12 protein-coding genes and 1 pseudogene are annotated in these 10,774 nt (G+C 39.1%); 10 read left to right on the forward strand and 3 right to left on the reverse strand.

Annotation, left to right across the window (positions count from 1 at the left end):
* The first annotated feature begins 190 nt into the window (after window positions 1-190).
* The 6 genes from FU659_RS39500 (at window position 191) to FU659_RS33525 (ending at window position 4,999) form a co-directional block, all read left to right on the forward strand.
* Window positions 191-802 carry a dienelactone hydrolase family protein gene (locus FU659_RS39500; RefSeq protein ID WP_483874521.1) on the forward strand — a complete coding sequence of 204 codons (612 nt, stop codon included), beginning with the start codon at window positions 191-193 and terminating at the stop codon, window positions 800-802.
* 308 nt (window positions 803-1,110) lie between these two features.
* A complete protein-coding gene (locus tag FU659_RS33505; protein WP_261808218.1) occupies window positions 1,111-1,500 on the forward strand; it encodes a VOC family protein in 390 nt (129 codons plus the stop codon).
* Window positions 1,501-1,707: 207 nt separating this feature from the next.
* Window positions 1,708-2,151, forward strand: coding sequence for a GyrI-like domain-containing protein (locus tag FU659_RS33510; protein WP_261808220.1), 444 nt, complete (start codon window positions 1,708-1,710; stop codon window positions 2,149-2,151).
* A gap of 271 nt (window positions 2,152-2,422) precedes the next feature.
* The gene (locus FU659_RS33515) at window positions 2,423-2,653 is read left to right on the forward strand and encodes a hypothetical protein (RefSeq protein ID WP_147951500.1); all 231 of its coding nucleotides are present in this window, start codon (window positions 2,423-2,425) and stop codon (window positions 2,651-2,653) included.
* 880 nt (window positions 2,654-3,533) lie between these two features.
* The gene (locus FU659_RS33520) at window positions 3,534-4,022 is read left to right on the forward strand and encodes a hypothetical protein (RefSeq protein WP_147951501.1); all 489 of its coding nucleotides are present in this window, start codon (window positions 3,534-3,536) and stop codon (window positions 4,020-4,022) included.
* An 80-nt stretch (window positions 4,023-4,102) separates the two neighbouring features.
* Window positions 4,103-4,999: a sensor histidine kinase gene (locus tag FU659_RS33525; RefSeq protein ID WP_222708713.1), complete on the forward strand. Its 897-nt coding sequence runs from the start codon at window positions 4,103-4,105 to the stop codon at window positions 4,997-4,999.
* Window positions 5,000-5,275: 276 nt separating this feature from the next.
* Here FU659_RS33525 and FU659_RS33530 read toward each other — a convergent pair whose 3' ends face one another.
* Window positions 5,276-5,707: a hypothetical protein gene (locus FU659_RS33530; RefSeq protein ID WP_147951503.1), complete on the reverse strand. Its 432-nt coding sequence runs from the start codon at window positions 5,705-5,707 to the stop codon at window positions 5,276-5,278.
* A 371-nt stretch (window positions 5,708-6,078) separates the two neighbouring features.
* Window positions 6,079-6,480 (reverse strand): VOC family protein, encoded by a 402-nt coding sequence (locus FU659_RS33535; RefSeq protein ID WP_147951504.1) that lies wholly within the window; start codon window positions 6,478-6,480, stop codon window positions 6,079-6,081.
* 452 nt (window positions 6,481-6,932) lie between these two features.
* Here FU659_RS33535 and FU659_RS33540 point away from each other — a divergent pair, with 452 nt between their 5' ends.
* On the forward strand, window positions 6,933-8,111 hold the full coding sequence (locus FU659_RS33540) for a NupC/NupG family nucleoside CNT transporter (protein WP_147951505.1): 1,179 nt from the start codon (window positions 6,933-6,935) through the stop codon (window positions 8,109-8,111).
* 55 nt (window positions 8,112-8,166) lie between these two features.
* Window positions 8,167-8,422: pseudogene (deoA, locus tag FU659_RS33545) on the forward strand (pyrimidine-nucleoside phosphorylase); the annotation flags it as partial.
* Window positions 8,423-8,868: 446 nt separating this feature from the next.
* On the opposite strand, the gene FU659_RS33550 reads toward deoA, so the two are convergent.
* Window positions 8,869-9,084: a hypothetical protein gene (locus FU659_RS33550; protein ID WP_147951506.1), complete on the reverse strand. Its 216-nt coding sequence runs from the start codon at window positions 9,082-9,084 to the stop codon at window positions 8,869-8,871.
* Window positions 9,085-9,195: 111 nt separating this feature from the next.
* On the opposite strand from FU659_RS33550, the gene FU659_RS33555 reads away from it, so the two are divergent.
* Both FU659_RS33555 and FU659_RS33560 read left to right on the forward strand, forming a co-directional pair.
* Window positions 9,196-9,798: a hypothetical protein gene (locus FU659_RS33555; protein WP_147951507.1), complete on the forward strand. Its 603-nt coding sequence runs from the start codon at window positions 9,196-9,198 to the stop codon at window positions 9,796-9,798.
* Window positions 9,799-9,850: 52 nt separating this feature from the next.
* Window positions 9,851-10,600 carry a class I SAM-dependent methyltransferase gene (locus tag FU659_RS33560; RefSeq protein ID WP_147951508.1) on the forward strand — a complete coding sequence of 250 codons (750 nt, stop codon included), beginning with the start codon at window positions 9,851-9,853 and terminating at the stop codon, window positions 10,598-10,600.
* Window positions 10,601-10,774 lie beyond the last annotated feature (174 nt).

A 10,774-nucleotide genomic window follows, 5' to 3' on the forward strand; every position in this document is an offset into this window, starting at 1 on the left:
AAGTCACTGTGTAAACTAAGGAACCGCCGTATACCGAACGGTACGTACGGTGGTGTGGGAGGTCGGCTACTCAACTAATGAGTAGCCTCCTACCCGATTTAACGGTCAGGATAACGACAGTAAGGGGTCGAAATCTATGATGAGTAAGAGGCGCAATTTTCATAATGTTGCACGTGGGAGGAGAAGAGAAATGGCCGAGATTCTTTTATTTCACCACGCACTCGGACTGACAAAGGGTATTTACACCTTCGCTGACGAGCTCAGAGGGGAGGGGTACACTGTACACGTTCCTGACCTTTTCGACGGTCACTTGTTTACCACTATCGAGGACGGCATGGCCTATGTCAAGGAGATTGGGTTCGAAGAGATAATGGAGCGCGGTACACGTATGGCTAGTGAGCTTCCGCGTGAGCTCGTCTATGCGGGGTTTTCGCTCGGTGTAGCGGCAGCCCAGAAGCTCGCCCAGACCCGTGAAGGCGCCCGTGGCGCGTTGTTCTTTTACTCCTGCGTTCCGACCTCGATGTTCGGATCTCCCTGGCCAGCGGATCTGCCGATGCAGATTCACGGCATGGACGCAGATCCCTATTTCGTTGACGAGGGCGACATTGAGGCGCACGTGAGCTCGTGGCGTCGGCCAATCATGCCGATCTCTTTTTGTACCCAGGCGATCAACACTACTTCGCAGACAGCAGTTTGCCGTCGTATGACGCTGACGCGACGGCGTTGCTGTTGCAACGTGTACTTGAATTCCTCCGGCATTTGGATGACTGAGCGTTTGCTTAGGCTTTCAACGGTTTCTTAAAAGAAATATACATGTATTTCTTGGAGCATTAAGGGAAGGGAATAGAACGTTAGCTTAATAAATGTAACAAGAATGAAATCTTAATTTCATATAGCTTTAATGAATCAAGCCTATAATAAAACTGACCCCCTTTAAAATATATAAATAATTATGACCCACAGCCCGTTGCTGTGGGTCACTTTTTTGTTCATTGAAGTAACGGGCAGTTATGCGTGGTGACCATTTTGAATGAGTACCTTTACAAGCGAACGTACATTCGTTATTCTATATATGGGTGAATTTCCCAATGGCTAAAGGGAGTGAAAAATGTGGAAATTATCAAAACGAAGATTGAAAGTTCTCTTACAGTCTTGTTGGTATCAAATTTTGAAAAGTCTAAGAAGTATTATGAAGATACCCTGGGGTGTGAAGTAAACGAGTTTTGGGCAATTCGAGATAATTTTGGATTAGGATTTAAATTGATTCAAGCAACAGATATAGAAGATGTTAAACCAAACAAAGGTACTTGGAATACATATGCTTATATAAAAAATCATGATGAATTGGATGCTTTATTTGTTGAGCTTAAAACAAATGGTGCAATTATCGTTTCTGAACCTAAAGAAACCGAGTATGATTGGGGAACTTGGAAGGATTTTTCTGTTCAAGATTTAGACGGATATGTAATCGGTTTCGGTTCGGGGAATAGAAATTCTTGAATGTTATTTATGAACTGGTAGCTACTTTTTTTGTAATTGGAATTATTTGCATGGTTCATTGGCAATGGGTTGCTTTAATCTGAGCAAGTTTTATTATTCTATGATACATCTTTTTCTTTTCATGGTGTCAAACATTTCATATAATGGTTATGGATATATTTTCCATTAAAAGGAGGTTTTTTTATTATTACTTACGAAGTCAGCGTTCTGGAGAGAGAAGAGATTAAGTTGGTTGGCTTTTCAATAAAGGAAAGTCTAAACAAGGTCATCGAATCGAAAATTGGCGGAACTCTCCGTGAGGAATTAGATAAAAGAAAGTTTGAAATAGAAAATAGGATAAGCTCAGGGATGTATTTAATTCAAATATATCCTCATGACGGTCACTGGACTCCCGATGTACCATATCAACATGTGATTGCCTACGAGGTGACAACTTTCGATGTGATTCCTAACGATATGATTACTTACACATTACCAGCTGGACGTTTTATCAAAATTATTCATCAAGGAAAAGAATCCCAAATTGGAACTACATATGATTTTATCAACAAAACGTATGGTAGTAGACCTATCGATATCGAATATTGGAACGACATTCATACATTAGAAAACAAAGATAGTCAAATTGATATTTACATTCCATCCAAATAAAAGATTCTTTACAGCTCAAACGCATTTTGCCCGACCGTGATGTGGATCATTGTGCTGGCCACTATACCTAATTTCAAACTACTGGGTAACAATAGTTCAGTAACCAAGAATAAACGGCAGCCGAATGAATCTCGGCTGCGTTTTAAGCTAAAGGGCAGGTTAACATGGGCATTACTAGTAGAAATCTAATGGGCGTTTAGATTATTTTTGGTGTTGTAGATGATTACATCTTGTATAATAATTCTGAACTGAACAAATAAAGGGGATAAAAATGAACCAAGAAGATGTCAAGCAACGCATTAAAGATTACCAGCAGGCAGATGGATTGCAACCTCTCACTTGCGGACTCAACAGTAAGCACGAGAAATTATACCCTAAGATTCTTGAACAGGGGTTGGTTCTTCTTTGCCCTAATTGCAATTACACTCAAACGTACATCCCCGATCTATTCTTCGATGATGGCTTTTATGAGTGGTTGCGAGGTATGAAGAGATTGATTTAGGGAGAAGTCGATATAAGCTGTCCGACGACACAAACATTAGTGCTTATAAATCCCCGTTAATCGGGGATTTTCTATTTCAAAGCACCTATGTTTGTGTCGCGAGGCGACGAAACAAGCATAGGTACATAATCGTTTTGCGACACAAACTTATACGCATAATCACGGTGAAATTAAACGCTGATTTGTATTGAATTTTTTCACACTGCGAATAAAGGGCAGTTTAGAGCAAATTTCGAACTTATTTTATCAAGTCATAAGAGAGTAAAAATAATTCAAGAAAAAACAATATTATTGCTATGATAAATCCTGTAAGTAACATTACGGGTTCTAATGAAATAATTAAAAAGAAAAAACATGAAATCAGCACAAAACATAGTAGTGGATAGTATTTTATCAATTGCTTGATTATCCCCTTCTCTTTCCGTGGAATCATTAAATTTATTACGTATGAGATCGCGAGAGGAAAAGGAATTGTAATTAATAAGTGTAAATACTTTAGGGATTCATCCTGCCTTGCCCAAGGGAATATTTTGTAGTCATCAGAGTATAAATATAAAGCAAACCCAATAGCTCCTATAAGTAATATGTGGTAAACGGACTTTTTAAGATTGATTAATTAAGTACTATCATTTTGTAGTACCTTTATCATGAGATGGGAAAAAGGTTAAGCTAACGCAGAACGTGTGTTCAATGAAGGACTCTATCTATACAAACGATGAAGGAGCTGCCGCGGCAGCTCCTTTTACATATTCACAAAATGAGGATTTTTATGCATATGTACTAAACTAACAACCAAGAATTTATCCTATTTTAATTTTAAATTAATCACTGAATTGGATAATATAGGTAAAAATAATGAAGCAAAGGCGGAACTAATCTAATGACTATCCGTTTAAGGATGACCTTATTATACTCAGGCATTTTATCTATAACCTTATTGTTGTTTGGTATTGTCTTATATGTTTTTTTGAAATTTTACATTTTTAGTGACCTAAAAAATACGCTTAAGGAACAAACTGATGTGCTTCAAAGGAATGTACAGTATCAGCTTGAACTATACCCTATGGGATGGAATTTGCTCTTTCAACTTGACGATTTCGATTCAGTTCAGTCAGGTATGTACTTGCAAATTATTAACTTAGTTAGTGGATATAAGACAAAGTCAGCTAACTTAAGAAATGTTCAATTGCCATTTTCTACAAAAATTCTTGCAGATAAGAAAGCTGGATATTATGATACCCCAACAATTCATCATTCGCCTTTTTTAATATATAACGCCCCTTTAATGCTAAACGGTGAGCTGGTTGGGGTGTTACAATCCGCCTATAATACTAGTGTTATAAGTATGTTTTTTTCAATTTGCGTCTAGTACTCCTAATTTTATCGCTTATTGTAATATTTATTGCAACGTATATGGGATGGTTGTTATCGAAAAAGGCTCTAAAACCGGTGTATTCTTTAATTAGTGCTACTGAACAAATTCGAAACAGTGAGGATTTTGGAAATAGGATACAACATAATGGCGCACAAGATGAAATTGGTCTGCTCAGTAAAACCATCAATGGAATGCTTAAACGTATTCAAACGATTTATGGAGAATTAGATAATTCATATGCATCTCAACGACGTTTTGTAGCTGACGCTTCTCACGAACTGCGAACACCTCTTACCACAATTACGGGGAATGCCGAATTCCTTAAGAAAATATGGACATCTCTGGAAAATTACCCTAGTAGATTACCCGAAGAAGAGGAAATTCGAATATCTGTGGAGGCTCTTAATGACATTACGGATGAAGCAACAAGAATGGGGAGATTGGTTAATGATCTCCTGGCACTCGCCAGAGCGGATGCAGGTTTTCGAATGAAAAGTGAAGTAGTCGAACTTAAATCTATTGTCGATTCGGTAGTGAGAAAGGCACAATTAATTCCCAAGGCTGCTGAATTGAAAACTGAAGGCTTAGATGTTCTGGTGAATACCATCGTATTAGGAGATAAGGATTACCTACAACAATTGCTTTTTATTTTTATCGATAACGCTTTTAAATTTACTTCAGAAGGCTATGTTGAGATTAACGCCTTAAGAGATAAAGATAAAGTTAGATTAATGATTAGAGATACCGGTATTGGAATGGATCCTAACGAACTCCCTCACATATTCGATAGATTTTATCGAGCTGATTCCTCAAGAGGGAAAACGCCGGGTACTGGTTTAGGATTATCAATAGCAAAGTGGATCTTGGAAGAACATAAGGGGACAGTCGATGTAATTAGCGTTAGAGGTAAAGGAACTTCGTTTTTAATATGGCTCCCTGTATATAACATTTCAAATGTGGAAGCCCAATAAAGCTGTAGCAACTCTAAGTATAGACATCTGCACTAAAGAAAGATTTTTGTTCAGATGTACCGCTGGGCATTGACGGGCAGGTTAGTTGAACAAGGATTTTTCAAAAATGCAAAGAAGATGTCCGATTTTAATGGGTATCCTGGAAGATGAAAGGGGTAATTAAGCACATAAAAGCAGCCCTCAAATTATATAAATCTGAGGACTTCTTTGAGTACCAGTATGAACGATTATATTAACTCTATTAGCATGGGATGCAAATTAGGAAGATCCATCTGTTCAACGCCCAACTCCCCCATGAAGTAAATTTGATGTTAAAAAGGCTCCAACAGGAGGCAAGGCATTACTAATAATGGGAGATCCAGTGAGACCTGTATCGGTTGTAGCAAGCCAAGTTCCATACTCACCTGCTTGTAAAGAGGGGGGCTTCATTATAAGCCGTCCACTTAAAATAAAATGTCGAATTCTAATCGAGGGATCATCGGATATAGTTAAATTACCAGAATACGAGGCATAAGGTGAATCCACTCTTATTTGTTTGGTGCTTTCTTCCCAATATCCATTAATTGGAATATCTCTATCACGAAAATTAATTGAGCCAGCTACCCTGTTACCTGTAACAGAGTTGATGTTGAATGTGCCATAAACGACGGGTCTACCACCTACAGAAGCGTGGATACCCCACTGTGAGGGGAATGGTACACTAACCATTTTAATCTTCTCCTTATATTTAAATAATTAGAAATACACAAAATTGGAATGATAGATAAGGTAATTCAGATGTTTATTTACTACCCTGTTGAAAGGACCAATAAAGTATATGCATTTAGTATCAAATTGGGAATACAAAAATGTTTATAGATAAAAACTCCTTCACTATAGTTGGTACATCCATATTTTGGGGTAATTAATCAATGGTCGATGTTATTCAACTAATGGCGAACGATACAGGTGATTTGTATTAGTTTAACCCACGAATTTTTCCTTCTAAGCAACGATTTTGATTTGAATGACAGATATGAGATTATACGGGGTGTAAAAAAAACGCCGGTGACCTTAAGCAGGTGATCGGCGTTTCCATATTAGCGTTTCTGCATTTTGCTCTCATCCATGTACAGCAGGTTCCAGCGGTGACCGTCCAGGTCGGCAAATCCTGCGCCGTACATCCAGCCGTCAATTTCACTCGGCTTGCCAAAGATGCTTCCTCCGGCAAACTCTACTTTTTGAATAAAGGCATCTACTTCTTCTCTGCTTTCAGCACCAATGGAAAATATTACTTCTGCGCTATGGGAAGTATCTGCGGTTTTTGAACCTGTAAATTTCTCAAACACCGCATCCGGGAACAGCAGAATCGTTGTTTGGCCTATGGCAAGCTTGGCTCTCTCGTTACCAACGCTCACCGCATGGAATCCAATCTCATTGAAAAAGGCAGTTGACCTCTCAACATCTTTGACCGGCAGGTTAATCCAAATCTCCTGTGACATGGCTGTAGCCTCCTGGAATATATTATCAACTACTCCTACTATACTCTACTTCTGGCGGCAGAAGCGAATCTTATAAAAGAAACCGCAAGGTATGACATTCCTGTCATGCATCCTACGGTTTCCAGAAACGCCCAATTTTTTACATATGTCTTATGAGGTTCAAATTACATCTGTCCTAAGATAACCATGAAGTATTGTGAATCAAATAAAAAAGCATATTTAGCATATGGACGCCAGGAAGAACTAAAGACAGACTCGACGTTCGTACGTTATTTCAGTCCGTGTATAAAAGGAGAGAACAACTTGAATTTATCTGGTTTGATTGATCATACGCTGTTGCGGGCGGATGCCTTGAGAAAGAAATAATTCTTTGGGATTATTTTTCTTATAGTGGTGTTGCAAACGCTTAAGATAGGCAAACTAAGAATACAAAACAGTGGAGGAACAACAACATGAGGTATTTGGTTGCCATTTTGGGCGTGCTAGTCGTTTTTGTCCTAACATACGCATTAAGCAACAATCGGCGGAACATCCGCTACCGGCCGCTTGTTGTCATGATCGTATTACAAGCGCTGCTTGCCTTTGCTTTGCTTCATACCAGTGTCGGAGAGCTCTTCATTGGAGCCTTTGGGACACTTTTTGAGAAGTTGCTATCTTATGCGGGGGAAGGCGTCAATTTTGTGTTCGGTGGTATTGCCAATCAAGGACAAGCTCCATTCTTCTTGTCAGTTTTGCTACCGATCGTATTCATCTCCACTCTCATCGGTATTCTGCAGTATACCAAAATTTTGCCGTCCATTATTAAGTATACTGGTCTTGTATTGAGTAAAGTAAACGGAATGGGTAAACTGGAGTCCTACAACGCGGTGGCTTCCGCCATTCTAGGGCAATCCGAAGTATTTATCTCCGTTAAAAAGCAAATCGGAATGCTGCCGAAGCAGAGGCTATATACGCTTTGTGCTTCCGCAATGTCGACCGTTTCCATGTCGATTGTCGGCGCGTACATGCAAATGATTAACCCCAAGTATGTCGTTACCGCACTCGTTTTGAACCTGTTCGGCGGATTTATTATCGCTTCGATCCTAAACCCCTATATGGTTTCGAAGGAAGAGGATATTCTGGAAGTACTAGATGTAGAGAAGCAATCGTTCTTCGAGATGCTTGGCGAATATATTATGGACGGGTTCAAAGTGGCCATCACCGTCGCGGCGATGTTGCTCGGCTACGTCGCGCTGATCGCATTGATCAACGGCATCTTTAGCGGCATACTAGGTGTCTCTTTCCAGCAGTTATTAGGCTATATTTTCGCTCCGTTCGCTTTCATCATGGGCGTTCCATGGAAGGAATCGGTGGAAGCGGGAAGCATAATGGCGACAAAGATGGTAGCCAACGAATTCGTGGCGATGCTCGATCTCGGCAAGCATACAGGGTTAACAGGACGGACGATAGGCATCGTATCCGTGTTCCTCGTGTCTTTCGCGAACTTCTCATCTATCGGCATTATCGCTGGCGCGGTAAAGGGGCTACATGAGAAGCAAGGCAATGTAGTAGCTCGATTTGGTCTAAAATTGTTGTACGGTGCAACAATGGTGAGCGTATTGTCAGCTATAGTAGCCGGATTGTTTTTGTAAGTAAGAAGCAGCGGGAGGACAGTTCAATATAGAATTAGTGAGGAGAAATAAGACGATGAGAATGGTAGATCTGATTGAGAAGAAGCGCGACGGCAAGGAATTGACAACTGAAGAGATCAACTTCTTTATCAAGGGCTATCACGAAAGACGAAATTCCTGATTACCAGGTCAGTACTTTGGTCATGATTTTCTTCAAGGATATGACGGAGCGGGAACGGGCGGGCGATACGACGACGCTGGTCTTGGCGCCGCTCGTGGCTGCGCTGGACATATCGGTAGCGAAGATGTCCGGCCGCGGGCTCGAGCATACGGCGGAACGACTCCGACGCCATCGTGCTGGATGTGAAGATGAAGCTGACTGCTAGAGTATCTGTCTGTTTTTACTTACTTCAATGTGAAAAATTAGCTATTTAGGCTGCGGCGATCAAACAGGGTCTTGAATTATATAAATGCTATCTAAATCGAAGATCGGTCCAGACATTGAAACATTTGGGATGAGTTTTGAATTGACTGAAAGCCGTGAATTCCCATTAGCGTACGGAAATTTCGGCTTTTTTCATATCACGATTGCTTTTGGGTTTGGTTGGCAGCACCCCTTTAAAGTCACTTGCTAAGCTCACGGGGAACGAGAGTTAAACAATGAAAAGCAGTCTACTACTTTTTATTACGTAGTAGACTGCCTTCATTTTTTTGTTTATTAGAGTCAGTCATTTACTTTCTGAATTTGAAAAATTACCCTCTTTCTATTCTTCTTATTTTACGGAGATGGTTGAGAAGAAGTTTGGATGGCCGATTGAACTTGACTAATCATTGTTTGTGCTTGCGCTATTTCAGCGGATGCTTGCTTTAGAGCTTCTTCGCAAAGTAGTGGGTTTGCTGCCGATTGTTCAATAGCTTGACTAATGAGACTTTTAGCAAGTGTTGTTGATACTTCTGCTTTTTTCAACTGGTTTGGATCAATTTGTTGTGTCAATTGGAACCTCCATAATTAATGAATTTGTACTAAACAACTGTTATATAGTTTTCGAATACCGGAAATTTTATGTACGGTAAATCTGCTTAATAGAAAGATGGACATCGAGTCTTGAAATTTATTTGGAGTGGTCACATTAATGAAGATGGACTCTGGTTTGACTTATATTTAGAATCGGCGGATTACGATGAAGAAAATAATGAGCTGGATTCTCAAGATGATGAAGCAGTATCTGACTGGCAGGCAAAAATCGTTTGGAATAATTATCATAGTTGTACGCTATCATCAACTTACTGGGAAGAAGCAAGTGGATTTCAGGTGGGGAAAGAGCTAAATCAATTTGGTATTAGACAGCTCGGTTCAAAGGAGTATAATGTTGATCCATTGTCAAAATATGATTTTGACAATCCGTCTTTTAACATTTATTTATTAGGACACGATTCTGTTGCTGAACATCGGATACATTTCTCAGAAAAAGAATTAAAACAATTTGATATTAAATGGGATGGAAAAATTGCTCTCACCTATGCTGGTCAATACGAATTTTTACATTCATTTGAAGCGAATTTATTGAATGTAAGTTTTCAAGGGTTTGATATCCCTGAAGAAGTATCGGATAAACGCGCGCTTGAATTACTAGAAATATTTACGGTTGAATCTGAAATTTATACCATCTCAAAAATCAATGGACAACGGAAGGTTATTATCAATTGATACAAGTACATACAAACGTGTGGAAAAGGTAATTGAAGATGGAGGACATAATATGAACAGGTCTGAGTACAAGGATTTTTACGACAAGGTTGGAAAATTAAACGGTTGGGACTTTAGTAAATTAAGAACTACTTCTGAAGGAGAACAATGGAATTTCCTTTATGAAGTTACTCAAAGATGCAATAAGTCCAATTTATTGCTTGATATTGGTACGGGTGGTGGAGAAGCTTTAATATCTATTGCCGATGCAGCATTACTACTTGTTGGCATTGATCACTCAGAAGGAATGATTCAGTCCGCTACTGAAAACTTAAAAAAATCAAATAAAACAAATATTCGCTTCTTACAAATGGAAGCAGAAAATATTACCTTTCCTGAGTTCTTTTTTAATGTGGTGTCCTGTCGGCACAGTGAGTTTTATGCAACTGAAGTTTCAAAAGCATTAGCCAATGATGGTTTATTCTTAACTCAACAGGTAAGTGAAAATGATAAACTAAACATTAAACAAGCATTCGGCAGAGGGCAGGATTTCGGAACTGATGAAGGGATCTTAAAAGATAAATACCTTACAGAGCTAGCTGAAGCAGGTTTTACCGATATTCAGTCCTTTGAATATGATGCAACGCAGTATTTCCAAACTTACGAGGATTTGGTCTTCTTTTTGAAATACACCCCTGTTATTCCTAACTTTGGGCAAACTGATCATGATTTCGAAATACTTCAAAAGTTTATTGAATCAAATAAAACGGAGAAGGGAATAAAGACCAATACTAAACGCTTTATGATTGTGGCAAGGAAATAATGGGTTGTTAAGCTGATATGAACGAGGCGGTCAATACCTCTTCTAATAATTAAATGTTTTTTTATTTTTGTCAGGAAAAAATCCATTTTTAACCATTAATGGAGACAATGGTTGTTACCTTGAAATCTTGGCACGAAGGCAAAGACGTTGACGGTGGTTAACAGTCTGATATGC

It is taken from the genome of Paenibacillus sp. N3.4 (assembly GCF_008017805.1).
Classification (GTDB): Bacteria; Bacillota; Bacilli; order Paenibacillales; family NBRC-103111; genus Paenibacillus_E.

Bases quoted from the DNA above. Each gene is read 5' to 3' on its own strand.
- FU659_RS39500 (WP_483874521.1), top strand. From the start codon at position 191: ATGGCCGAGATTCTTTTATTTCACCACGCACTCGGACTGACAAAGGGT.
- FU659_RS33515 (WP_147951500.1), top strand. From the start codon at position 2,423: ATGAACCAAGAAGATGTCAAGCAACGCATTAAAGATTACCAGCAGGCA.
- FU659_RS33520 (WP_147951501.1), top strand. From the start codon at position 3,534: ATGACTATCCGTTTAAGGATGACCTTATTATACTCAGGCATTTTATCT.
- FU659_RS33530 (WP_147951503.1), bottom strand. From the start codon at position 5,707: ATGGTTAGTGTACCATTCCCCTCACAGTGGGGTATCCACGCTTCTGTA.
- FU659_RS33535 (WP_147951504.1), bottom strand. From the start codon at position 6,480: ATGTCACAGGAGATTTGGATTAACCTGCCGGTCAAAGATGTTGAGAGG.
- FU659_RS33540 (WP_147951505.1), top strand. From the start codon at position 6,933: ATGAGGTATTTGGTTGCCATTTTGGGCGTGCTAGTCGTTTTTGTCCTA.
- FU659_RS33560 (WP_147951508.1), top strand. From the start codon at position 9,851: ATGAACAGGTCTGAGTACAAGGATTTTTACGACAAGGTTGGAAAATTA.